The following is a 24,305-nucleotide window of genomic DNA, read 5'->3' as shown; positions in this document are numbered from 1 at the left end:
AGCCATCGACACGACCGCAGCAGAGCATAGGCTACCCTAATCGCATACCCGAGATGGGTGCCGGACACGCCCGCTCGAACGACATACCACGTGAGCCCGGTCCACACCGACGTCGGTGTGGACCGGGCTCACAGGAAGAGCTGGTCGAGACCGGAGGCCCGGTCTGCACAACTCAGATCAGAGGCCACCCCTCCAGTCCGTCGTACAGCGGAATGTCCTGCGCCAGCCTGCTCACGCGGGCACGCAGCGCATCGAGATCTGCGCCACCGACGAGGGTCTGCGCGATGATGTCGGCGACCTCGGTGAACTGCTCGTCACCGAAACCGCGGGTCGCGAGCGCCGGGGTACCGATACGCAGGCCCGAGGTGGTCATCGGCGGGCGCGGGTCGAACGGCACCGCGTTGCGGTTGACGGTGATGCCGACCTCGTGCAGCGCGTCCTCACCCTGCTGCCCATCGAGCTGCGAATTGCGCAGGTCGACGAGAACCAGGTGGACGTCCGTGCCACCGGTCAGGACCGAGATGCCCTTGTCGGCCACATCGGCCTGCGACAGCCGCTCGGCCAGGATGCGGGCACCCGACAGCGTGCGCTGCTGCCGATCCTTGAACTCGTCGCCCGCGGCGATCTTCAGCGCGACGGCCTTCGCGGCAATCGCGTGCATGAGCGGACCGCCCTGCTGACCGGGGAACACCGCCGAGTTGAGCTTCTTGGCCCACTCCTTCTTCGCGAGGATCAGCCCGGACCGAGGGCCACCGAGGGTCTTGTGCACCGTGGTGGACACGACGTCGGCGTACGGCACGGGTGACGGATGCAGATCCGCCGCGACCAGGCCGGCGAAGTGCGCCATGTCGACCCACAGGTAGGCACCGACCTCGTCGGCGATCGCCCGGAACACCGCGAAATCCTCATGCCGCGGATACGCGGACCAGCCGGCGACGATGACCTTCGGCTTCTCACGAAGCGCGATGTCGCGGACCTCGTCCATGTCGATGCGGTGATCGTCCTTGCTGACCCCGTAGGACGCAACGTCGTACAGCTTGCCCGAGAAATTGAGCTTCATGCCGTGCGTGAGGTGACCACCGTGCGCGAGGTCGAGACCGAGGAGCTTCTCCCCCGGTGTCATCAGAGCCATCAGCACTGCTGCGTTGGCCTGTGCGCCCGAGTGCGGCTGGACGTTCGCGAACTCGGCGCCGAACAGCTCTTTCGCACGGTTACGGGCGAGGTCCTCGATGACGTCGACGTGCTCGCAGCCGCCGTAGTAGCGGCGACCGGGGTAGCCCTCGGCGTACTTGTTGGTCAGGACACTGCCCTGAGCCTGCAGGACCGCGCGCGGCACGAAGTTTTCCGACGCGATCATCTCGAGGGTGTCGCGCTGACGAGACAACTCGCCGGCCATCGCCTGCGCAACCTCCGGGTCGAGATCGGCAAGTGAGGCGGTGTTGACGTCAGCGCCGGGCACAGTTGTCATCGAGGATTCTCCAAGCTGAGGGCGGCATGATTCGGCGACCAGTCTACGAACCTCGCCCCGGCTCGAGGAACTCGGTCCCCGCAGGTGACCGGGGTCACCGCAACGAACTCGGCACGAGCGGTTCGTCGAGCAGGCGAAGAAAGCGCGCCGAGCGCTCGTCACCGACCGGGACCTGAGCGAGCCAGCCACCGAGCAGCCGGTACCCCTCGACGTAGGTACTGATGTAGGCGCGCCACAGCGGCGACGACAGGAACCGCAACGACTGCCGTGCGCGTTGCGGGCTCGACAGCGACCAGCGCTGCAGGAATTCGGCGACGTCGTCGTGGCTACGCCCGCGGTCGTGCAACAGCAATGCGGCGTCCTGACGCACCGACAGCAGCCCGGAAGATGCCTCTCCCAGCCGCTCGGCCAGTTCACCGTCGAAACGCAGGCCGAGATCCGCGTAGATCTCCTGCGCCCAGAGTCCCCACCCCGGCCCGACGACAGCTTCGAGCGCGAGGTCCGCGAGCCCTTCGGCCATGAGGCACTGCGGGGTGTTGACGAGGAACAACGTCTGCTCACCCTGCCCGGCGGCGACGAGGCCCGCTTCCTTCCGGCAGTGTTCGGTGTGATGCCCGGGATAGGCCTCGTGCGCGATCAGCCGCGGCAGATTCGACATCTGCTGCTCGAGGTCGGAGTTGATCGCGACCTTCGACCGATAGTCGCCGAGGTAATAGTTGAACCCGGACCACGGCTTGTCGCCCACCACCTCGTACTCGACGCGCTCTGCCTCCGGCAGCGGGTACACCGCGCGAACCTTGTCGCGGAGCGCGCTGGAGAACGCGTCGACGCATTCGGCGAGCCGGTCTGCGGGGATCACCTCGGTCTTGCGGTGGGCCTGCAGCCGCTCGGCCAGCGACGCTCCGCTGCCGTCTCCCGGCAGGAGCGCGTCGAGGCGACGATGCGCGTCGCGGTAGTCGTCTTCGTTTCCGGGCTCGATGTGCACGTCGAAATAGGTCTCGACCTCGTCGACGAATCCGATGTCGTCGCCCGCGAACTTGCGTGCGGAGCAGTCCAATGCTCGCAGATGGGCGTCGAGAAACCAGGTCCGCTCGTCCGAGAGCCCCGCCGCCGGGAGCTCATCACGGAGCCGCCGCGCCGTGTGGGATAAATCACGAGGAACCGGCGCGGGCGCGTTCTCCGTTCGGCGACGCAACTCCGGGTCGCCGGTGTAGGCGTCGACGAATCCTTCTTCGAGGCGGTCGAAAGCCAGCCCCAACAGCAGGTATTCCTCTACGAATGCGTCCGATCCCATATTCGGCAACCCTAGTCGCTCCCCCGACGGGACAACACGCGCTTCTGTCGCATGCAGGGACCCCGGCGAGGCATCATCCTGTGTCAGCGAGCACAATCCCCTGCATGGACACGCAGCGCCACGACCCACACAGGGGCCGCATCGACGGGATGCGCGTCGTCGGAGGGACGTGCCGATGGCGCGTCTGAGCGAACCCAGCCCCTACGTCGAGTTCGACCGCAAGCAGTGGCGCACACTGCGCAAGTCCACCCCGCTGGTACTCACCGAGGACGAACTTGTGGGGCTACGCGGACTCGGTGAACAGATCGACCTCGCCGAAGTCGCCGAGGTGTACCTACCTCTCGCTCGACTGATCCATCTCCAGGTGGCAGCGCGGCAGCGCCTGTTCGCAGCAACCGCGACCTTCCTCGGAGAGAAACATCCCGACCGCCAGGTGCCGTTCGTGATCGGTGTCGCGGGCTCAGTCGCCGTGGGCAAATCCACCACTGCGCGCGTGCTCCAAGCCTTGCTCGCGCGATGGGAGCATCATCCCCGCGTCGACCTGGTGACGACCGACGGATTCCTGTATTCGTCGAAAGAACTGATCCGCCGGAACATCATGCACCGGAAGGGATTCCCGGAAAGCTACGACCGGCGCAAACTGCTGCGCTTCGTGACGGAAGTGAAGTCGGGCGCCGAAGAGGTTGCGGCACCCATCTATTCACACATCTCGTACGACGTCATCCCCGGCCAATACCACGTAGTACGGCAACCGGACATTCTCATCATCGAAGGCCTCAACGTCTTGCAGACCGGCCCCCGTCTGATGGTGTCCGACCTGTTCGATTTCTCGATCTACGTCGACGCCCGCATCGAAGACATCGAGAAATGGTACGTCGACCGGTTTCTCGCCCTGCGGAAGACGTCGTTCTCGAATCCCGACGCGCATTTCCACCACTATGCGGAGCTGTCCGATCGCGACGCGATGAGCGCCGCAAAGGAGCTGTGGCACTCGATCAACCTGCCGAACCTGGTGGAGAACATCCTGCCGACCCGGCCGCGCGCGATGCTCGTGCTGCGCAAGGACGCCAATCACTCCATCAACCGGTTGCGGCTCCGTAAGATCTGACCGACCCGGCCGTGCAAGATCTGACCGACCCGGTCAGATCCCGAAACGACGGTGCCGGGCCGCGAAATCGCGCAGGGCGCGCAGGAAGTCGACCCGCCGGAACTCCGGCCAGTACGCCTCGGTGAACCAGATCTCCGAGTACGCGCTCTGCCACAGCAGGAAACCCGAGAGTCGCTGCTCACCGGAGGTGCGGATGACGAGATCCGGATCGGGCTGCCCCGAGGTGTAGAGGTGACTGTCGACACCCGCGACGGTGACCGCGTCGATCAGGTCTTCGCCCGACAGCCCCTCGGCCTGCTTCTTACGCAGCAGCGTTTGCACCGCGTCGACGATCTCCTGCCGACCGCCGTATCCGACGGCAACATTGACGTGCGTGCCGGTACGGCCGGCCGTACCGGCGGCCGCCGCGCGCAACCGTGCCGCGTGATCGTCGGGCAGCAGTTCGGGGGAGCCGACGATCTTCACGCTCCAGTTCTGATCCGGAGCCGAGATCTCTTCGACCACGTCGGCGATGATCTCGAGGAGCGTGCCGAGTTCCTCCGGGTCGCGGCGGAGGTTCTCGGTGGAAAGCAGATAGATCGTCGCGGTCTCGATGCCTGCGCCGTCGCACCAGCTCAGCAGTTCGGCAATCTTGCGGGCACCCATGCGATGCCCGTGAGCGACGTCTGCGAACCCGTTCTCGCGGGCCCATCGGCGGTTCCCGTCGCACATCACCGCGACGTGTCGCGGGTGGCGAGCCCCCTCGAGCTCCCTGAGCAACCGCCGTTCGTAGAGCCCGTACAGCACGCCGCTGAGCCTCACCGCGTCATCACCACGTGAGCCACATTACGCCCACGAGTGGCCGCGGTTGCGGCGGTGGGCAACAGCACTCGCGCGCTCTGCCCGTCGCCCGGTACCGTGACGTCCAGAAAACCTACGCAACCGTAGGTTACTGGCCGGTTGGGGAGTGCTCATCTCATGACGATCTTCGGAATCGACGAACTGCCCGTCAAACCCCGCATGCGCGGGTGGATCCACCTCTGGGCATTCGGGGGCGCTGTGGTCGCGGGAATCGCCCTGGTCAGCGTCGCCTCGTCGGCGCACCCCGCCGCGACGTGGCCGACCGCGGTCTACAGCATCACGGTGTGCGGCGTCTTCGGCGTGAGCGCCCTCTACCACCGCGCAAATTGGCCCGATCCCCGACACCGGATGTGGATGAAGCGCGCCGATCATTCGATGATCTTCGTGTTCATTGCGGGCAGCTACACGCCGTTCGCCACGCTCGCTTTACCACAGGAAACTGGACGCATCCTTCTGAGGATCGTGTGGCTGGGTGCGGCGGCCGGTATCGCGCTGAAGATGTTCTGGCCCACTGCGCCGCGATGGGTGGGTGTGCCGCTCTACCTGTTGCTCGGCTGGGCGATCGTCCCCGTCGCCGGCGATCTCGTGTCCGAAGCGGGCGTTGCCCCGATGCTCCTACTCCTCGTGGGTGGGCTGTTCTACAGCGGTGGCGCGATTCTCTACGCGACGAAGTGGCCCGATCCATGGCCTTCGACATTCGGACACCATGAGTTCTTTCACGCGGCGACCGTGATCGCGGCACTGTGCCACGCGATCGCGGTGTGGCTCGTCGTAGTCACATAGACCTCATGCGTCACACCCACCCAGTCACGGATTGATAACATCGAGGCAATGTCTATCTCGTTCCTGTCCTTCGAATTCACCGACACCCATCGCGACTGGCTGATCGACCGACCGTTGTCGATCGTGAGCTACATCGTCGTCGCAGTGCTGCTGCGTCTTGTGCTGCACAAGCTGATCGATCGCATGACGAAGCCGCGCCCCGCCAACGATGCCGCCGACGGCCCTCCCAAACGATCGCTTCTGCGTCCACTCCAGGAACGCGCGGCCAAGAACGGCATCACCGATCCAGCCGCTCGCGAACGCCGAACCCAGCGAGCACACACCGTCGGTTCGGTGTTCAAATCGGGCGTCTCGATCCTGGTGCTCTGCTGGGTCGTCCTTCAGACCCTCGACACCCTCGGGTTCAACGTTGCACCATTCATCGCGTCGGCCGGTATCGCAGGTGTCGCGCTCGGTTTCGGCGCCCAGAATCTGGTTCGGGATTTCATCTCCGGCATGTTCATGCTGCTCGAGGACCAGTACGGTGTCGGCGACGTGGTCGATGTAGGCGACGCCATCGGCACCGTCGAATCGGTCGGGCTCCGTGTGACGACGATCCGCGACATCGACGGGACGCTCTGGTACTGCCGCAACGGTGAGATCCTGCGCGTCGGCAATATGAGCCAGGGTCACGCCTTCGCGGTGGTGGACGTGCCGGTCGCCCCCACCGCAAACGTCGACCGCGCCCAGCAAGTGGCCTTCAAGGCGGTGCTGGACACGGCCGAACGTGAGGATCTCGCTCAGTACATTCTCGAGAAGCCCGAACTGCTCGGCGTGAACTCGGTGACCGCGGGCGCGGTGACGCTGAGGATGACGGTTCGGGTGCGAGCAGGCAAGCAGTGGGCGGTTCGGCGCGCTCTGACCGGCGCGGTGCTCGAATCGTTCGACGCGAACGGCATCGAGTCGCCGTCGCTGATGCTCGCGCCGGTCGCCGGCTCTTAGGAGACCGCAATCTCCTGTTCGGTGGCCTCGGGTTCCCTGCGACGACGAGCGGCGTCGATCGCGATGGTGCACAGCAGCGAGACACCACCCCAGATCGCGAACGTCGCGAGGTGGCCACCGACGTTGTCCGCACCGAAGTACAGGATCGACCTGATCGATTCCACCGCTGCCGGCAGCGGCAGAATCTCGTGCAGCACACGGAAGACCTCCGGGCTCATGAAGATCGACATCGCACCGTTCGACGCCGGCACGCCCACGAACATAAGGACCGCGACGGCAGGGATGACAGCGAGCATGCCGAACAACCTGGTGAGCACCGTGGCGAACATCGCAACGCAGAAGATCGCCACGATTCCGGTGCCGAACAACTGCAGGAAATGCCCGTCGACGGCGCCGGTCAGCGGATCGGCGATCACCCACACGACGGCCGACATGAACACCGAGAATCCGGCCGCGATCGGCAGCAGGGACTTCAGTCGCATCGCCTCCGGAGCGGCGCTGTTTCCCACGACGGCGAGCATGAACCCGGCCATGATCCAGCCCATGGCCACGTACAACGTCACCGTTCCCATAGTGTCGGACCCCGGCAATGGCGCAAGATCCTGCGTGGTCAGCGGCACCTGCATGCCAGCAGAGACCTGCTCGAACGTCATTGCCACTACCTGCTGCTGACTCATCCCGGCGGATTCGCTGGTGATCAGCGTCGCCGTCGGCGACTCGGCCGACGGCAGCACGAACGCGGCAACGACACTACGGTCCTGCACTGCGTCACGCGCCTCGTCGACAGACGCCGACGCGGTGAAGTCGAACAGGCCGCTCATACTCTGCTCGAAACCTGCCACTGCCTGCTCTGCAGCGCCCTCGGTGGCGGCCACCACCGTCACGGGCATCTCGCGCGGCGCCGGCTGGTACATCGCACCGAGCATGACCGAGAACATCAGCACCACCATCGCAAGCGGGAAGCAGCCGAGGGTGACGTAGCGGACCCAGTTGCGCTGGGGACGCGGACCGGCCGTCAGCGAGGCCACTGTGATTTCGGGGTCGCCGCCGGTGGGGTTGCGTTTGCGCTTGATCGCATCGACACCGAGAATTGCGGCAAGCGCCACCACCGTGCCGATGGCCAGGACGAGCACGTACCCGCCGAGTCCGTCACTGTCGAAGTACAAGAGCGAACGGAGCGCCTCACCGGTCGCCGGTGTCGGCAGGAAGGTGTGCAGCGTCCCGTACAGCGACGGGAGGGTGTGTATCGACATGCCCATGTTCGACGCAGGAACACCGAGCACCATGATGAAGAGCATGCCGACGAGCACGGCCATCGGACCGAAGATCTTGGTGAGGAACAACTGCACCGACCCCACGGCGAATACCGCAAGCCACGAGATCCCCAGAACCGCGAAGACATGCCCTTCGATCGCGCCGAGCACCGGACCTGCGACGAACCACACGAGTGCAGCGATGAGTGCGGACCACCCGGCGAGAAGCGGCACCGCACGTCGCGTGCGCAGCAACTCGGGTGAATTGGACAGCATGATGCTCCAGGGCATATAGCCCGCGAGCATGAGTGCAGTCGCCATGAACATGGCGGCAAGGCCTGCCGTGTCCTGCTCGGGCAGCGGGGCGAGGTCTTCGGACACGAGATCGAAACCCTGCCCGATCACCTGCGGCGCGAGCAGGCCGGTGACGGTCGACGACTGCGACGCACCCGCAGCACCCGCCGTGTAGAGGGTGGCGGTTCCGGTGTCGGACAGCACCACCGCGCCGGCAACCTCACGGCCGAAGACCAGATCGCGTGCTTCGTCGGCGGAAGCCGCGATCCGGACATCGACTGCGTCGGGATCGCTGTCCTCGAGTGAGCGAGCGAACTGGACGGCCTGCTCGGTGGTGCCTGCCACCGCAATCGGCATGTTGTTCGGCGCCGGAGCGTGCATCGCGGCGAGGTACCCGGTGATCATCATCCCGACCATCAGGAAGGGCATGACGAAGATGGCGACGTAGCGGCCGATCGCTTCCTTGCGGGCGCGATCGGCGTCGGTGGATCGGTCATCGCCCGGCGGTCCGTCCGAAGCTTGCTCGAGGGTGGTCGTGGACATCGGCGGCACTCCTCGGATAATTACGTTGCTTGACTTAAAAAACAGTACGCTGGGTGTCTTAAATCCTTCAAGCTGTAAGACTGGTGACGTTCGTCCCACGACGCCGGAGGACGTTGGACCACGAGGAAGCGACGGAAACGAGCAATGGGCAATTACGGTGATCGAGTTCGGCAGGCTCTGCTCGACTCGGCCGAAGAACTCTTCGCACAACACGGCATCGACGCGGTGTCGAACCGGCGCATCGCGGAGCACGCAGGCAACTCCAACCACTCCGCGGTCCACTACCACTTCGGCGGTCGCGACGACCTGATCCGAGCCTTGCTGTACCGATTCTCCGACGACACCCGCGTCCGGCGTCGAGAGCTCTTCGCCATGCTCGGCCCGAATCCGGGCGTGCGAGATCTGTTGACCTGCCTCATCGTTCCGTTCACCGACCAGCTGGCAGCGATACCGTTCCCTGGTTGGCGTGCACGATTTCTCCGGCAGCTGCGAAGCGTCCCGTCGATTGCCGAGATCGTGGCCGGGACCATCACGGCCGATCCGGTCGTCGAGGAACTCATCCGTCGCTTACGCCTGCTGCTGACCGAGATCCCGCCGTCGGTACTGACGGGCCGGTCGTGGATCCTCGGTCGCATCGTCACCGACCTCTGCGCCGACTACGAGGAACGGCTCGGGGCCGAGCAGATCGAGCCCAACTGGAGCGGCTTTGCGAACTTCCTCATAGACGCATGCACAGGACTCCTCGAAGGCCCGGTCACCAGCGAGGGAGATTTCCTCGGGGCGCGCAGCTCCCTGGTCTGGCCGTGACCGCCGGGCGGTGATCAGCGGGCAGTCAGCGCCTCACGCAATGCGGGCACCGAGGTGACCGGTCGATCACACACGAATCCCCGACAGACATAGGCGGCGGGCGCTCCGTCGACGAATGACCGGCCGACGAAGAGCGCGGAGGATTCCGGCTCACCACCGACGACGAGCGATCCACCCGGTGCCTCCCGCCGCGCCACCTCGAGCAACTCTCCCCCACCTACGACTGCCACCTGGATCGGCCCGCACACCGCGGCCTCGGCGACGGTGAGCCAGTGCCCCGCCGAGCGCGGGGCCCGGTCGAGCAGGAGTGACGCGGCGCTCAACGACGCATGCGCCGCCTCCGCGTAGCGGTCCCCGTCGTCGACCACCGCAGCCAGTGAGAGCATCGCCTCGGTGATCAGCGAGGCACCGGACGGCGTCGCGCCATCGACCGGATCGCGCGGCCGCGCCACGAGCTGCTGGGAGTCGTGGGCGGTATCGAACCAGCTTCCCGGCGTGTCCGGATCGGCGAAGTGGATCAGCGTGGTGTCGGCCAACTGCCTGGCAGGGTCGAGCCACCGGGCGTCACCGGTGGCCTGGTACAGCGCGAGCAGAGCGGTGATCAGAGCACCGTGGTCTTCGAGCACACCGGCGGGCACACCCACCGATCCACCGAGTGACGCGCGCCGCAGACGACCGTCAACCACGTGCGAACTCACCAGCGCGCGAGCGCACCTCGCGGCGGCGTCGACCCAGTCCGGCCGACCCGACGCAAGACCGGCCTCGACGAGACCGGTGATCGCCATCGCATTCCACGCGGTGACGACCTTGTCGTCGCGCCCCGGCTGGGGCCTGGCCTGCCGCGCAACGAACAACCGGGCGCGCACCGAGTCGAAGCGCTCGGTCTCGTCCGGATCGGCCGGCAGCTGCAGGACGGAGGTGCCGGCCTCGAACGTTCCGGAATCGGTGACGGCGAACACGTTCGCTGCCCACGCGCCGTCGTCGTCGCCGAGAACTTCGGTGAGCTGCTGCGGCGTCCACGTGTAGGTCAGCCCTTCGATTCCGTCGGTGTCGGCATCGAGCGCCGACGCGAAACACCCTTCGTCGGTGCGCAGGTCGCGGAGCAGAAACTCGACGATGCCCTCCGTCACGCGACACGGCATGGGCGCCGTAGTGATGCGGGCGAGGTGCGCGTACGCGCGCAGGAGCAGCGCGTTGTCGTAGAGCATCTTCTCGAAATGGGGCACCACCCAACCCGAATCGACACTGTAGCGGGCGAAACCACCGCCGAGCTGGTCGTGGATGCCGCCACGCGCCATGGCCTCCGCGGTGCGGTCGACGAGCCCCAGCATCTCGGGCGCTCCCGTGCGTTCGTACCCGCGGAGCAGCCCCTCGAGCAGGTTCGACGGCGGAAACTTCGGTGCGCCGCCGAAACCACCGTGCACTCTGTCCTCGTCGCCCGCAACCGTCGCTGCCGCCGCGTCGAGAAGCTCCGGGCCGACGGTGCGGGTACCCGGGGGGAGCCCACCGCTGCTGCGCCCGAGTTCGGCGACGATCGCGGCCGCCGCCTTGGCAACATCATCACGACGGTTGCGCCACGTGTCGGTGATCGCCCCGAGCAACTGACTGAACGACGGCATTCCGCCGCGCGGCGCGTTCGGGTAGTACGTGCCGCAGTAGAAAGGTTCTCCGGCGGGCGTGAGGAAGCAGGTCATGGGCCATCCGCCCTGCCCCGTCATGGCGACGGTGGCGTTCATGTACACCGCGTCGATGTCGGGACGCTCCTCCCGGTCGACCTTGATGCACACGAAATCCGCATTCATCACCGACGCGGTGGCATCGTCCTCGAACGACTCGTGTGCCATGACATGGCACCAGTGGCACGCGGCGTAGCCGATGGACAGGAGGATCGGCACGTCACGGCTACGGGCCTCAGCGAGCGCGTCGTCGCCCCATTCCTGCCAGTGCACGGGGTTGTCGGCGTGCTGACGCAGGTACGGGCTGAGGGACTCGGCAAGCCTGTTCGCCATGCACCCACGCTACGTGGGACTCACTTGCCGCCGTGCGGAGTCTGTTTCCCATCCTTCTCGGTGGCGTCCTCTGCGCGTGCCTCCGCCGCGCCGCGGTCGGTACCGTCGTCCGCCGCCTGGTCCGCTTCCGGGCTCTCTGGCTCGAACGTGTCGGGAAGCCTGCTGAGACGCTTGTTCATATTCCAGATGAGCAGGACGATCGCGACCAGGAGAATGAGAACCAGGGCCAGTCCGACCGGCGACGCCTTGCCGAACTCGGGGCCCACAGGGTCCTGCGCAAGCACCTCGATTGCCAGCGTGCCCAACGTCATCTCACCTGTCCGTCCTCGATACCCGCGAACAGATCCGACTCCGGGATCTTCGTGGTGACACGGGTCTTGGCCAACTCGAACTCCTCGGTCGGCCACACCTTCTGCTGGATGTCCAGCGGCACCGCGAAGAACGACCCGTTCGGATCGATCTGCGTTGCGTGTGCCCGAAGCGCATCGTCGCGATTCGGGAAGTAGTCACCACAGGTTATCTGGGTGGTGACCCGCGCCATGAGGTCGCCCTGCTCGGTGCGCCAGCGGCTCAGCCACTCCTCCATCGGGAACGGTTCGCCACGGCGTTCGTACTCGTCACGGAACAGTTCGATGCGCTTACGGATGAAGCCGTGCGAGTAGTAGGCCTTCTGCACCTCCCACGGTTCGCCGAGCTCGGGGTGATACTCCGGATCGGCTGCCGCGTCGTACGCCGCCATCGACACCTCGTGGCAACGGATGTGATCGGGGTGGGGGTAACCGCCGTTCTCGTCGTACGTGGTCATGACGTGGGGACGGAACTCCCGGATGACCTCGACGAGCTTGCGTGTGGGCCCGTCGAGCGGCACCACGGCGAAGCACCCCTCGGGCAGCGGCGGCTTGGGATCGCCCTCGGGAAGACCGGAGTCGACGAAACCGAGCCAGCGATGCTGCACGCCGAGGTGACGGGCGGCCGCCGCCATCTCTTCGCGACGGACATCGGGCATGCGATCCCGGATACCGGGCACGTCCATCGCCGGATTGAGGATGTCTCCTCGTTCGCCACCCGTGAGGGTCACGACGAGCACGTCGTTCCCCTCCGCCGCGTAGCGGGCCGTGGTGGCGGCACCCTTGCTCGACTCGTCATCGGGATGGGCATGCACGGCCATGAGCCGTAGTCCGCTCACGTGTTTCCTCCACCTCACCGTCGTGTACATCTCGGGACCGGACAGCGACCGCCGGTGCGGGCCGTTCGACTCCCTCCCCTATAGTTCCACCTGACAACTCCTCCGTCAGCCGTGGCCCCACGGGAGCACCCGAACTTCGGCCCGGGCACGAAAGAAAACATGATGACCGACACCGCAGAACCACCCCGGCGCAGCGCGAGATATCCGTCCAGAACACGGACGGCTCGCGGCAAGAAGTGGGGGTTCACCGCGCTCGGCGTCATCGCGGGAATCGGCATCGGATTCATGATGTACCAGCAGTTCGGACCCGCCGAGATCGAATACGAGGTGGTTGCGTTCGACGTCGTCGACGACGACACCCTCGACATCAAGATGTCCGTCACGCGCCAGGACCCGTCACAGGAAGCCGTGTGCATCGTCCGTGCGCGATCGCGGGACGGCAGCGAAACCGGCAGGCGTGAAATCCTCGTCCCGGCGTCGGACTCATCGACGGTGGTCCTGGATTCGACGGTCAAGACGTCGCAGCGCCCCGGCATGGGCGACGGGTACGGATGCAGCTTCAATGTTCCGGAATACCTGCGCACACCCTGATCACGGTGCCGTTACGCTGCGATTTCGGCGCGTAGCCCGGATCGGGTGTTAGAATAGGCCGATACACGGTTCCACCCATTGGGGCCGTGTATTGCTGCATAAGAGAAATTGCTGCACCAGAGCCAGTACGACCCCGTTCACCAGATTCCAGGGGGGAACGACGAGGGTCGTGCTGTTGCGGTCGTTGCGTATGCACGACTTGTCCGCGGAGCCGGGGGCTCCAACCCGAAGGAAGTGATCGATGATGACCGAGACCCAGGTGACCTGGCTGACACAGGAGTCCTATGACCGCCTCAAGGTGGAACTGGACCAGCTCATCGCCAATCGTCCCGTCATCGCGGCCGAAATCAACGAGCGGCGTGAAGAAGGTGACCTCAAGGAAAACGGTGGTTACCACGCCGCCCGCGAGGAACAAGGTCAGCAGGAAGCACGCATCCGTCAGCTGCAGGAGTTGCTGAGCGCCGCGAAGGTCGGCGTCGCACCCACACAGTCCGGTGTCGCGCTGCCAGGCTCGGTCGTCACGGTGTACTACGACGGTGACGAATCCGACAAGGAAACGTTCCTCATCGCGACCCGTGAAGAAGGCGCGCGCAACAGCGAGCTCGAGACGTACTCACCCAGTTCCCCGCTCGGCAACGCCCTCATCGAGGCCAAGGTCGGCGAAACTCGCGAGTATGCGCTGCCCAATGGCAAGACGATGAAGGTGACGCTGGTTTCCGCAGAGCCGTACCACGGCTGATTCCGACGTACGCGCCAGCGAACCCGGGCCGGAGTTTCCGGCCCGGGTTCGCTGTGTTCGCACCGCGTCAGATGATCCGACGTGCCTTCATGTCGGGGAAGACAGCGCCGACACGCACCACGTCGCCGGTGGTCGGCGCGTGCACCATCTGTCCACCGCCGATGTAGATCGCGACGTGACCGGGCCCGCCGGCCTGCCAATTACCGAACAAGAGATCACCCGGACGGGCGTGCTCGAGCGGAATCTCGGTGCCCACATGCCACTGGGTTTCCGAGGTGCGGGGCAAGGTGATGCCGGTCGCGGCGTGTACCGCGTAGGACGTCAGACCCGAGCAGTCGAAGCCGCCGCCGGACGGCCCGTGGATGTTGCCGCCGCCCCAGACGTACGGCAGCCCCAGGAATTTGAACGCGAGATCGACGACGCGGTTGCCGACGTCGCTCGCGCCCCCCAGACCGAGACCGAAGAACGGCGACAGCAGCCTGGAGAACGCCGCTTCGGTAGCCCGGATCTTCGCCACGTACGGCTTGGTCTGGTTCTCGTAGTCGGGCGACCCGGACGGCATGCCACCCGACCGGCGAACCGCACCCGCACCGGCGTTGTACGCCGCGAGTGTCAGATCCAATGTGTTGCCCTGGACGAGACCGCGCTCCTTCCAGTCGTCGATCTGCTTGTAGTTGTCGCACAGCAGGTTGCCGGACGCCATGACGGGATCGGCGATGCCGAGGATGTCGATCTTGCCGTCGCCATCAGCGTCCTTGCCGTACTCGCGCCACGTGCCGGGCATGAACTGGCCAGGGCCCTTCGCCCCGACGGGCGAGACAGGGGCGGTCGGTCCGAAACGGAAGCCGTTCTCGGCCGAGTAGAGTGCCGCGAGGACCGGCGCAGTGATCCCGTCGCAGATTTCACCGGCCTTGCGCAGCCATGGAGCGAACACCGCGATCGCACCGATCGGCGCCAAGCCCGTGCCCGGCAAGATCGCTGGAATCGACGGGAGGGTGACGCCTCCGATGGTGGCAGTGGGTTGCGGGCCGAGCGTCGGTGCCTGTGGCACCGGTGCATTTCCGAACGCGCTCGGCCGCGGCGCGGGTGGCGCCGGCACGAGGTCGGATTCGGGTTCCGGTGGGTGGAGCGCTTCGAGCGCCTCCTCCGGCAGGTGCGGTTCGATGGCCGCGGCGACAGAATCGGTGGTGTCGGCGACCACCTGTCCGGCTTGGTCCTGCACCTGCTCAGGTAACGATGCGACGAAGTCCTCGACCTGCTTGTCGGTGTCCGGGGCCCCCGCCTCGAACGATTCGATCGCCGACATCACCTCATCTTGTATCTCTGCTGGTATGTCCGCTCCCTGCACGAGCGCACTCGCTGCCGTGGCCACTGCCACGATGACCGCAGACGGGTCTACCGACATACGCAACCCCCACATCCATCTTCGAACGACCCCAACCGTACTTGTGATACCAGTCACGAGCATGGGTTCCGCTTATTGATATCACATATATTTAGGAACACGTTCTAGTCACTCGACAAGGTGGGGTTGGTGTGACGGGAGGTACTTTCCGTTATCCGTCCGTTGTCTCCGCAGGCTCGAAGAAACCGCTCAGCGCTTCGACGAGCGCGACTCCGGCGTACTCGTCGGCGCGCTCGCCGCCGACGAAGAGCCCGAGGATCGCATCGCCCTGCTCCTGAGTGACAGGTGTGGCGGCCCCCAGAATCCGCCACGTCTCTGCGACCGGAACGACTCGCGCGCACAACAGGCCGCCGACAGGGATGTCTCCTCCCACCTCGGGCGCGGTCAGCTCTCTCTGCCGGCCGGTACGCACGTCTCGCAGCGTCAGGCCTTCCCCGGCCCGGACGGCCTCGACCTCGTACACCGACCGCTCCACCGGCAGCCACTGCGCCAGCAGATCACGTTCGTCGTCCGGTAGCAGGTAGCCACGCACCTCCCCGAACTCTGCCAGCCCACCGCCTTCCCCGAGCATCACGTCGTCGAGCAGCGGATCGGACAGCGCCTCGAACAGATCGGCGTCGTCGGCGCTGTAGCCGCTCCACGCCTCCGCAAGCGCGAACCTGTGGTCCCGCCACGAGAACTGCAACAACTGCATGCAGGCCTTGAAATACAGCCAGGGGGCGCGATCCTCCAGCGAGTACTCGGCCGCTCCGAGATGGCACACCTTGTATTTGCGACCCGACCCGCACCAGCACCGATCATTGCGGCCCAGACCGGGACGCTCGACGGGCTGGAAGGCCTCCAACACCGAGTACAGCGGGTGATCCGGACCGTCGAGCGACCGGCCCAGCAACGACAACGCGCGGACCGCGTCCCCGCTGTCGGAGACATACCGGGCGAGGTCCTCGAGCGCCGGATCGAACCCCGAGTCCAGGTCCGCGGAACGCTCGAAGTAACGCGCCGCATCATCGATGCGAGCATCGGTCTCCGCGGCCTTGCCCGCAATCCAGCACGCCGCCGCACCGACCTTCCGCGGGCCGTGGTCCTTCATCCACACCGCGGCCCGTTCGATCGACGCCGGATCGATCGCCTGCTCGAGGAGTTCGTCGACGACCGTCATTGCCACATCGGGGTCGGCCAACGCCGCGAAAAGCCCGGACTTACCCTCCGCGAACCGCGACTCGAGGTCGCTGTCGTCCCCGTCACTGATCGCATCGACCAGCGACGCGAACAACACCACCCCCGGCACTGCCTCGACCGGGACACCGACCTGCTCGGCGTAGGAATCGACCGCGCTCTGGGCGAGATATCCCGCGAAGTCGAACCCGGGCGGTGCCACGAGACCGCCCGAGATCTCGAGTCCCGCTTTCGCGATCTGTTCCGACAACGGCAGGGACGGAACGGTGAACGCAGTGGGCGTATCGACCAGTGCCGCGAACACCGACGATTCGAGATGCGCCGGGTCGCCCGACGCGAGGGTCTCCGTCAGCACCGCGGCCAACGCGGGAACTGTGTCGATCTCGGCGGTTGCCGAAGCAATTGCCAATCCCGTCTCCGTCACGGTCGCGGCCACGAGGTCGCCGGGCGACAACTCGGCGAAAGCACCCCGGGGGAACACGAGCGCCTCGTGGCCGAACGGGGTGAGGTCGGTGATACCGCGACCGTCCAGCCGGTCGGGTTCGTGGTCGACCTCGACGAGGTCGTAGTCCTCGTAGCCGGTCACGAACACGAGAAGCGGAGAAAGCTCGTCGATGGGCAGCACAGCAGACGCCACCTCGGCGTCGGTGAGCCGATGCGTCAGGACACGGCCGCCGAGGAGCGCGTCGAATGCGGCGTATCGACCATCACTCAGGTAGACCAGCATCGGATGCTGGGGCAGCTCATCGATGGGCAGATTCAGATCGTCGGCTCCTGCAACCGATACGAGTTGCTCCCCTATCTCGTCGAGTGTGAGCGGGCCGCGCTCCCGAAGTAGGAGAAGCACGGCGGCGATCAGCGCATCATCGGCGGCGAGGTCGTACTCGAAGTCCGTCACGCGTGCGATCGTACGGGCCGGATGCCCGGTCAGTCGTCTTCCTCGATCACCTCATGGTGATCGTGGTCCGCCTTGCCCCGACGCCAGTACCCGTCGACCTTCGCGCGGCCCCGCGCAAGCCCCAGCTCGCGGGTGAGATAAGAACGGATCGGCTTGATCGATCCCGCCTCGCCCGCCACCCACGCGAACATTTCCCCGTCCGGGAAGTCGCACGCGCGGACCGCGTCGGCGAGCAGTGTCGTCGCACCCGGTTCCGCCAAGCCGCGATACAGGTAGGTGAGCTCGACTCCTTCACGTCCCGGGGCGGCGAGTTCGGAGTGCTCGTCGGCGACTTCGGCGAAGGCCAGCACTCTCGTGCCCGAGGGCAGTTCTTCGATCCACCTGCAGAGCGCAGGAAGTGCGGTCTCATCGGCAACCAGCAGATACCAGTCAAATCCCGTCGGGTAGACGTGCGAGCCGCGCGGCCCGAGCACACCGACCTCGTCTCCCGGCGCTGCCTTCGACGCCCACTCACCCGCGATGCCATGCGAGTGGAGAACGAAGTCCAGTGTCAGCTCCAGCAATTCACGATCGAACGCACGGACGGTGTAGTCGCGGGACACGGGCCGCGACCCGTCGGACGGAACACGCATTCCGTTGGGACCAATCTCGGGCATCACGATGCACCCGGTCGCGGCATCCGGGAAGAACAGCTTGACATGCTCATCCGGAGCCATGCTCACGTATGGAAAGCCCGCCAGTGCACTACCTCCCACGACGATCCGGCGCATCGTACGCGAGAGCTCCTCTACCCGGACCACGCGCAGGATCCGCGGTGTCAGGTCGTGCATGACCAGCTCGATCTCACCGCGTCCTTCGGATACGGCCTGCACGGAATCAGCGCTCATCGATCATCCTCTCGTAGTGAACTGCGAATCCGTCCAAAAGGATTCGCAGCTGTCGGTCGAAATGGTGCCGCGGTCGCGACAACCTGTCCTGCTCGACGGCCCGCATCTCGGGACCGAGAACTCCCAGTCGCGCATCCAATGCCTGTACCGCACCCGGCCGCTGCTGGAATGCGAGCAGCAGTCCGTAGTCCGCGGCGGCGGCGGCGATGGCTGCGACGACTCCGCGCGCGTCGACGAGGTCGAAGCCGGCGGCCGCGACCCGGAGCGCCACCCACTCGTTGCGGTGTACCGATGCTACGACAGGTCGCCCGGTTCTGGGCCATGCCGCGACCAGTTCGGGATGCCCCTCGTACAGTCCCCAGCGTAGGTCGCACTCCTGCTCGAGCAGACTTCGCCAGCCTCGGAAGGGATCCGGCCGGGGCGTCTCGGCGATGAGAAGCTCGAGAGCTCCGATGACGATGTCGTCCTTGCTTTCGACATGCCGGTAGAGAGCCGCTGCCGAGCAGTCCAGCTGCTCGGCGATCCCGGTGATGGTGATCTCTCGCGAGGTCGCCAGCGCGGCACGCAGGATCACCTCTCGCGACAATCGGGCCTTCGGCCCTGGCTTGCGGGACGGAAACATCATCGCGTCGACACCGTCATTCCGGGGTTCCGGTGGTAGCGATCGGGTGGTGGCTACGTGAAAGTGTCGCCTCGAAATCGGCGTAGCGTCCGCCGGCGGCCATCAGCTCGTCGTGGCTACGGGCTTCGATCACCGCACCGTGCTCGAGGAAGACGATGCGGTCGGCGTTCACGATGGTATGGAGACGATGCGCGATGACGAGAACCGTCCGGTCGCGGCACAATTCGTCGAGAGCAGCGAGTATCGCCGTTTCGTTCTCGCGATCGAGTGCCGACGTCGCCTCGTCGAGAACGAGCACCGGCGGATCGGCGAGAATCGCACGCGCGATCGAGATGCGTTGGGCCTCACCCCCGGAGAACGAGACGTCTTCTCCGACCACGGCGTCGTAGCCGAACGGCTCTTCCAGGATCCGGTCGTGGATACGTGCCGCGCGCGCCGCAGCGTGGACCCGCTCGTTGCTCGCCTCCGGATCCGCGAGGCGGATGTTGTCGGCCACGGTTCGTCGCAGCATGCGCACATCCTGGAAGACGAATCCGATCAGCCGGTAGAGCTCGGCAGGATCCAACCGGCGGATGTCGACCCCGTCGACTGTGATCGCGCCGCCGGTGACATCCCAGAATCGCGGCAGCAGACGGGTCAACGTCGACTTCCCCGACCCGGACGGGCCGACCACTGCGGTCACCGTGCCTGGCGCCAGCTCGAGGTCGAGATCATCGATTACCTTTGCTCCCCTGTTGTATTCGAATGTGACGTCGGAGAAACGGAGGGTGATGTCGCGGCGTGCGGCAAGCGTCCGGTCTCCCGTCGGGAGTTCCGGGATCGCGAACACGCGGTCGAGCGATTCGGTGAGGACACGACCACGACGAATCAGCGTGCGCAATGTCGGCACGAGCCACACGGCGCGCGACACAATCCAGCACATCAGCAGGAACGGGATCAGATCCGCCGCGACCACAAGGTCGGCAGCGACGAAGACCGCACCCCATACGATCGTCCACACCAGGATGAACGACCACGACGAAAGCGTCAGCGGAAGCCGCCCCCGCTTGTCCCGGGCATGTTCCATCGCAAGATAGGAGCGGGTGTGCTCGTCGATGGCATCGACGAATCTGTCGTCGGCGAGGCGAGTACCCGAGAACACCCTCCAGACGGCCATACCCTGGCAGAGTTCGGTTGCGCGCTCACTCAGCCCCCGTGCCGCGCGGCGATACTCCCGTTCGAGGTCTGGGGCTACCGGCGGACGGCGGATCAAGAGTACGGAAGCGATGATCACCGGCAGGACGACCACTGCCGCGAAAAGCGGGTCGATCCAGACGAGGTAGACGATCGCGAGGATCGACACACCCGCAAACCGGGGCGCGAGCGGAATGGCCTCACCGATCAGACCGGTGAGGCCGGCCACGTCGCTGCTCACGAGCTTGCGTAGTCCACCCCCGGTGACGCCACCGAACCAGCCCAGCGGCACCCGCGCGAGATGGCCGACCAGGTTCCGCCGTGTCCGGTACTGGGTGTCGCGGCTCGCGCCGAAGCTGAGCGAAAACGAGAAGCTGTGAAGGAGCGGCGTCACCAGCAGGGCTACCACCGCGACCCACACCCAATTCCAGGAGACGCCTCCGCCGTGGAGCAATGTCCGCGTGACCTCGGCTATCGCGAGGAATGGAAGCAGGGTTCCGATCGCGCAGAACACCTGCAGCGCACCGGAAACCAGCAGCCGAACGCGTACCGGATGCAGCAGGCCGCGAAGACCCGATCCCGCAGCCATAGATTGCATGCGCCTTTCCTGAACGACATTGATCAGGCTAACCTTAGCCAATTGCGAAATAGTTTCGCAATTACGCGTGCCCCTACGGTACCGCGTTCCTTGCCCCACGAGAGGTCCCATGTTCGCCATACGTTCACGCCGCAGAATCGGAGCCGGTGCTCTTGCCGCAGCGGCAAGCCTGGCCCTGCTTCTGACGGGATGCAGTTCGTCCGGACCGGCCGAGACCACTCCGACAGAAGCCGACGTCCGCACGGTGACCGACGGCTCCGGAGAGGTGGACATCCCCGTCGACGCCGAGCGCATCGTCGCCATCCATCACATCGCGACCCAGCCCTTGATCAACCTCGGAGTCGTCCCGGTCGGTCGCGGCGCCGTGGATGAAACGTCCGTCACAGCGGAAACCTGGGAACAGATCGCGGATGTCCAGGTGGTGTCCAACGGGTCAGAACCCGACATCGAGCAGATCGCCACCCTCGAACCGGACGTGATCATCGCCCACAACCGCATCGAAGACAGCGACCTTGCCCCGCTGCGCGAGATCGCACCCGTGCTGGTACTCGACATCGCCGGACCCGGTCGCGCCGACTGGCAAGGGCGCGTCGAGCTCGTCGCGCAGGCACTCGGTAAGGAGGACGCCTACGAGCAGCTGACCACCGACTTCGACGAGCGCGCCGCACGCATCGCCGAAACACACAGCGACACACTCGACACCGAGACGTTCGCACTGCTCGGCTCCTGGAATGCCGGCACCTTCAACACCTACAGCGGCGAAAGCATCTGGGGAAGCGTGTTCACGAAGGCCGGCGCGCGCATCGCACCCGCCGAGGAAGCCGTCGCGGGCGCAGAGTCGGCCGGTGAAGCCGAACTGAGCGTCGAGCAACTTCCCGTCGTACTCGACGGCACCGTGCTGCTCCACGTGACGAACCTTCGCGGGGAGCCGAACGCAGAACTCGAGGCCGTCATGACCGAACCTCTGTTCCAGGCGGTACCTGCGGTCGGCGCCGGCACCGTGTATCCCGGCGGCAAGGACACCGTGGGCGGGTTCGAGGATGCGAACTACAACCTCGACCTGTTCGAGCACGCGCTGACGACACTCGAGTCACAGCGGGGTTGAGCCACTGACTCAGCGCGGGAGTGCCGTCGAGTCCTGGCGTTCGGCCTGGTCGTCCTGTGCGACGGCGAGGCCGGCCTACTCGATCTCCACCACGTAGCCGGCCTCACGCAACGCGTCGAGCACCTCGCCACGGTGTTGCGCGCCACGGGTTTCCATCGTCAACGCGACCTGCACCTCGTCGAGGGCGAGCTGCCCCGCCGTGCGCGAATGCACGACGTCGACGACGCTGGCGTCCGAGTCGCCCACCACGCTCAGCAACCCCACCAGGGCACCAGGCCGATCCGGAATCGGTACTCGCACAGCGAGGTAGCGTCCGCCTGCCCGAAGGCCGTGCCCGATCACATGGGTGAGGACGAGCGGGTCGATATTGCCGCCGGACAGGATCGCGGCCACTGGACCGTCGAACTCCAGGCCGGCGGTCGACAGCGCAGCGACCGCAGCGGCGCCGGCAGGTTCGACGATGAGCTTGGATCGTTCCATGCACAGCACCAGAGCTCGCGCCAGAGCATCCTCGCTGACAGTGACGACACGTTCGACATGGTCCTGCACGAGCGGAAACGGTACGGTCCCGGGCATCCCCACAGCGATGCCGTCCGCAACGGTGGACATGTCGTGCACTCGTTCGGGGTGCCCCGCTCGCAATGACTCGGGCCACGCGGCTGCACCCTCGGCCTGCACACCGATCACCCGAACCTCGGGCCGGACCGCGGCGAGCGCCGCTGCCACCCCGGCGAGCAGTCCACCACCGCCGGTCGGTACCACCACAGCACTCACGTCGGGGATCTGTTCGGCGATCTCGAACCCGACGGTGCCCTGTCCTGCCACGACATCCTCGTGATCATAAGGGTGGATGAACACCGCCCCCGTCTGCGCCGCGAAGTCCTGCGCCGCCACCAGTGCGTCGTCGATCGTGTGGCCTGCGAAATGTACGTCGGCGCCGTAGGACCGGGTCGCGACGATCTTCGGCAGAGCAGCGCCCACCGGCATGAACACCGTCGAGGCAATGCCGAGCCCGGTCGCCGCCCACGCGACCCCCTGCGCATGGTTTCCGGCGCTCGCTGCCACAACACCGCGCGCACGCTCGTCCGGTGCGAGTCGCGCAATGCGGTAGTACGCACCCCGCGGTTTGAACGAGCCGGTGTGCTGGAGGTTTTCACATTTGAACCACACCGGGACGCCAGTCCGTTCGGAGAGCACACGCGATGGCAGCACGGGCGTTCGCCGCAGGACGGGCTCGAGTTCCTCGTAGGCCGCACGAATCTCCGGTTCACCCACGCGCACCTGATCGAATGCACCCACCGCCTCAGGGTAGGCGACCCGGAATGCGAAGAGGCGCCCCGAAGGGCGCCTCTGGTCGTGTCGTCACGAAAACGATGTGGTCACTACCCCAGTGCCTGCTCGATGTCGGCGAGCAGATCTGCGGCGTCCTCGATGCCGACCGACAGCCGCACGAGATCGTCCGGCACCTCGAGCGCCGAACCCGCCGTGGACGCGTGGGTCATGGCGCCCGGGTGCTCGATGAGCGACTCGACGCCGCCCAGCGACTCGGCGAGGGTGAAGATCTCCGTGCGCTTGCAGAAGTCGAGCGCGGCCTGCCGCCCGCCGGCGAGCCGCACCGAGATCATGCCACCGAACCGGCGCATCTGCTTCGCAGCCGCCGCGTGGCCCGGGTGCGAGTCGAGGCCCGGGTACAGCACCTGGGTGACCCCCTTGTGCCCGGCCAGTGCATCGACGATCTTCTCGGCGTTGTCGCTGTGCCGCTCCATGCGCACCGCAAGGGTCTTGATGCCGCGCAGTGTGAGGAACGCGTCGAACGGCCCGGGGACGGCACCCGCACCGTTCTGCAGAAATGCGAACGCAGTGTCGAGTTCTTCCTCGTCGGTCACCAGTGCGCCACCGACGACGTCGGAGTGACCTCCGATGTACTTGGTGGTCGAATGCAGCACGACATCGGCCCCGAGCGACAGCGGCTGCTGCAGGTACGGCGAGGCGAACGTGTTGTCGACGACGAGTTTCGCGCCACCGCTGTGCGCGACGTCGGCGAGCGCGGCGATGTCACCGATATTGAGCAGCGGGTTGGTGGGAGTCTCGATCCATACGAGCTTGGTGTTCGGCCGCAGGGCCGCGCGCACCTCGTCGAGGTCGTTGACCGCGGCCGGCGTGTACTCGATGCCCCACTGTGTGAAGACCTTGTCGATGAGCCGGAACGTGCCACCGTAGGCGTCGTTGGGGATCACGAGGTGATCGCCGGGCCGCAGCGCCGACCGCAACAGGCAGTCGGTGGCGGCCATCCCCGAACCGAACGCACGGCCGTAGGTGCCGCCCTCGAGTGCGGCGAGATTCGCTTCGAGCGGACGGCGAGTGGGGTTTCCCGTGCGCGCGTACTCGAAGCCGTTGCGCATCTCACCGACGCCGTCCTGAGCGAACGTCGACGACGCATAGATCGGCACGTTGACCGCGCCGGTCTGGGGATCGGGCTCGAAGCCGGCGTGAATGGCGCGCGTGGCGAACCCGTGCTGGGTGTTGTCAGTCATGGGGAATCGGT

The 24,305-nt window shown here is 66.0% G+C and carries 21 protein-coding genes; 7 read left to right on the top strand and 14 right to left on the bottom strand.

The window, feature by feature from the left end; genetic code table 11:
* Positions 1-172: 172 nt before the first annotated feature.
* Together glyA and ACZI8W_RS01280 are read right to left on the bottom strand one after the other, a co-directional pair.
* Positions 173-1,468, bottom strand: coding sequence for a serine hydroxymethyltransferase (glyA, locus tag ACZI8W_RS01285; protein WP_463366676.1), 1,296 nt, complete (start codon positions 1,466-1,468; stop codon positions 173-175).
* 94 nt (positions 1,469-1,562) lie between these two features.
* Positions 1,563-2,762 (bottom strand): DUF885 domain-containing protein, encoded by a 1,200-nt coding sequence (locus ACZI8W_RS01280; protein ID WP_463366675.1) that lies wholly within the window; start codon positions 2,760-2,762, stop codon positions 1,563-1,565.
* 175 nt (positions 2,763-2,937) lie between these two features.
* Here ACZI8W_RS01280 and coaA point away from each other — a divergent pair, with 175 nt between their 5' ends.
* Positions 2,938-3,870 carry a type I pantothenate kinase gene (coaA, locus tag ACZI8W_RS01275; RefSeq protein ID WP_463366674.1) on the top strand — a complete coding sequence of 311 codons (933 nt, stop codon included), beginning with the start codon at positions 2,938-2,940 and terminating at the stop codon, positions 3,868-3,870.
* Positions 3,871-3,903: 33 nt separating this feature from the next.
* Here the strand turns inward: coaA and ACZI8W_RS01270 are convergent, their stop codons facing one another.
* Positions 3,904-4,671 (bottom strand): isoprenyl transferase, encoded by a 768-nt coding sequence (locus ACZI8W_RS01270; RefSeq protein WP_463366673.1) that lies wholly within the window; start codon positions 4,669-4,671, stop codon positions 3,904-3,906.
* Between the two features lie 156 nt (positions 4,672-4,827).
* On the opposite strand from ACZI8W_RS01270, the gene trhA reads away from it, so the two are divergent.
* Both trhA and ACZI8W_RS01260 read left to right on the top strand, forming a co-directional pair.
* Entirely contained in the window at positions 4,828-5,493 is a 666-nt protein-coding gene (gene trhA / locus ACZI8W_RS01265; protein ID WP_463366672.1) for a PAQR family membrane homeostasis protein TrhA, read from the top strand.
* A gap of 48 nt (positions 5,494-5,541) precedes the next feature.
* The gene (locus tag ACZI8W_RS01260) at positions 5,542-6,474 is read left to right on the top strand and encodes a mechanosensitive ion channel family protein (RefSeq protein ID WP_463366671.1); all 933 of its coding nucleotides are present in this window, start codon (positions 5,542-5,544) and stop codon (positions 6,472-6,474) included.
* Here the strand turns inward: ACZI8W_RS01260 and ACZI8W_RS01255 are convergent.
* Positions 6,471-8,564 carry an ABC transporter permease gene (locus ACZI8W_RS01255; protein WP_463366670.1) on the bottom strand — a complete coding sequence of 698 codons (2,094 nt, stop codon included), beginning with the start codon at positions 8,562-8,564 and terminating at the stop codon, positions 6,471-6,473. The two genes, ACZI8W_RS01260 and ACZI8W_RS01255, sit on opposite strands and share 4 nt — an antisense overlap.
* 144 nt (positions 8,565-8,708) lie before the next feature.
* Here ACZI8W_RS01255 and ACZI8W_RS01250 point away from each other — a divergent pair, with 144 nt between their 5' ends.
* Complete coding sequence (locus ACZI8W_RS01250; RefSeq protein ID WP_463366669.1) at positions 8,709-9,371, top strand: TetR/AcrR family transcriptional regulator; 663 nt, start codon at positions 8,709-8,711, stop codon at positions 9,369-9,371.
* A 14-nt stretch (positions 9,372-9,385) separates the two neighbouring features.
* On the opposite strand, the gene ACZI8W_RS01245 is transcribed toward ACZI8W_RS01250, so the two are convergent.
* From ACZI8W_RS01245 to mca, 3 genes are read right to left on the bottom strand one after another with little or no spacing between them, the layout of a single operon-like run.
* Entirely contained in the window at positions 9,386-11,380 is a 1,995-nt protein-coding gene (locus ACZI8W_RS01245) for a thioredoxin domain-containing protein (protein ID WP_463366668.1), read from the bottom strand.
* 20 nt (positions 11,381-11,400) lie between these two features.
* Complete coding sequence (locus ACZI8W_RS01240; protein WP_463366667.1) at positions 11,401-11,691, bottom strand: hypothetical protein; 291 nt, start codon at positions 11,689-11,691, stop codon at positions 11,401-11,403.
* Complete coding sequence (mca, locus tag ACZI8W_RS01235) at positions 11,688-12,566, bottom strand: mycothiol conjugate amidase Mca (RefSeq protein WP_463366666.1); 879 nt, start codon at positions 12,564-12,566, stop codon at positions 11,688-11,690. Before mca ends, ACZI8W_RS01240 begins: the two co-directional genes overlap by 4 nt.
* A 162-nt stretch (positions 12,567-12,728) precedes the next feature.
* On the opposite strand from mca, the gene ACZI8W_RS01230 reads away from it, so the two are divergent.
* Positions 12,729-13,157, top strand: a complete 429-nt coding sequence (locus tag ACZI8W_RS01230) for a DUF4307 domain-containing protein (RefSeq protein ID WP_463366664.1) — start codon at positions 12,729-12,731, stop codon at positions 13,155-13,157.
* Between the two features lie 244 nt (positions 13,158-13,401).
* Positions 13,402-13,896: a transcription elongation factor GreA gene (gene greA / locus ACZI8W_RS01225; protein ID WP_463366663.1), complete on the top strand. Its 495-nt coding sequence runs from the start codon at positions 13,402-13,404 to the stop codon at positions 13,894-13,896.
* Positions 13,897-13,963: 67 nt separating this feature from the next.
* Here greA and ACZI8W_RS01220 read toward each other — a convergent pair whose 3' ends face one another.
* The 5 genes from ACZI8W_RS01220 to ACZI8W_RS01200 all read right to left on the bottom strand — a co-directional run bounded on the left by ACZI8W_RS01220 (position 13,964) and on the right by ACZI8W_RS01200 (position 20,655).
* Complete coding sequence (locus tag ACZI8W_RS01220; RefSeq protein WP_463367019.1) at positions 13,964-15,301, bottom strand: C40 family peptidase; 1,338 nt, start codon at positions 15,299-15,301, stop codon at positions 13,964-13,966.
* A 151-nt stretch (positions 15,302-15,452) separates the two neighbouring features.
* On the bottom strand, positions 15,453-17,375 hold the full coding sequence (locus ACZI8W_RS01215) for an SEC-C domain-containing protein (protein WP_463366662.1): 1,923 nt from the start codon (positions 17,373-17,375) through the stop codon (positions 15,453-15,455).
* A 29-nt stretch (positions 17,376-17,404) separates the two neighbouring features.
* A complete protein-coding gene (locus ACZI8W_RS01210) occupies positions 17,405-18,262 on the bottom strand; it encodes a siderophore-interacting protein (RefSeq protein ID WP_463366661.1) in 858 nt (285 codons plus the stop codon).
* Positions 18,252-18,887 (bottom strand): hypothetical protein, encoded by a 636-nt coding sequence (locus ACZI8W_RS01205; RefSeq protein ID WP_463366660.1) that lies wholly within the window; start codon positions 18,885-18,887, stop codon positions 18,252-18,254. The genes ACZI8W_RS01210 and ACZI8W_RS01205 overlap by 11 nt, the downstream gene beginning before the upstream one ends.
* A gap of 13 nt (positions 18,888-18,900) precedes the next feature.
* Positions 18,901-20,655, bottom strand: coding sequence for an ABC transporter ATP-binding protein (locus ACZI8W_RS01200; RefSeq protein WP_463366659.1), 1,755 nt, complete (start codon positions 20,653-20,655; stop codon positions 18,901-18,903).
* A gap of 109 nt (positions 20,656-20,764) precedes the next feature.
* On the opposite strand from ACZI8W_RS01200, the gene ACZI8W_RS01195 reads away from it, so the two are divergent.
* Positions 20,765-21,760 carry an ABC transporter substrate-binding protein gene (locus ACZI8W_RS01195; protein ID WP_463366658.1) on the top strand — a complete coding sequence of 332 codons (996 nt, stop codon included), beginning with the start codon at positions 20,765-20,767 and terminating at the stop codon, positions 21,758-21,760.
* 75 nt (positions 21,761-21,835) lie between these two features.
* Here the strand turns inward: ACZI8W_RS01195 and ilvA are convergent, their stop codons facing one another.
* Both ilvA and ACZI8W_RS01185 read right to left on the bottom strand, forming a co-directional pair.
* Positions 21,836-23,059, bottom strand: coding sequence for a threonine ammonia-lyase (ilvA, locus tag ACZI8W_RS01190; RefSeq protein ID WP_463366657.1), 1,224 nt, complete (start codon positions 23,057-23,059; stop codon positions 21,836-21,838).
* An 83-nt stretch (positions 23,060-23,142) separates the two neighbouring features.
* Positions 23,143-24,294, bottom strand: a complete 1,152-nt coding sequence (locus tag ACZI8W_RS01185) for a cystathionine gamma-synthase (protein WP_463366656.1) — start codon at positions 24,292-24,294, stop codon at positions 23,143-23,145.
* Positions 24,295-24,305 lie beyond the last annotated feature (11 nt).

It is taken from the genome of Rhodococcus ruitaii, from assembly GCF_055230935.1.
The sequence above is the reverse complement of the archived record's forward strand: the minus strand, read 5'-3'. Positions and strand labels throughout refer to the sequence as shown.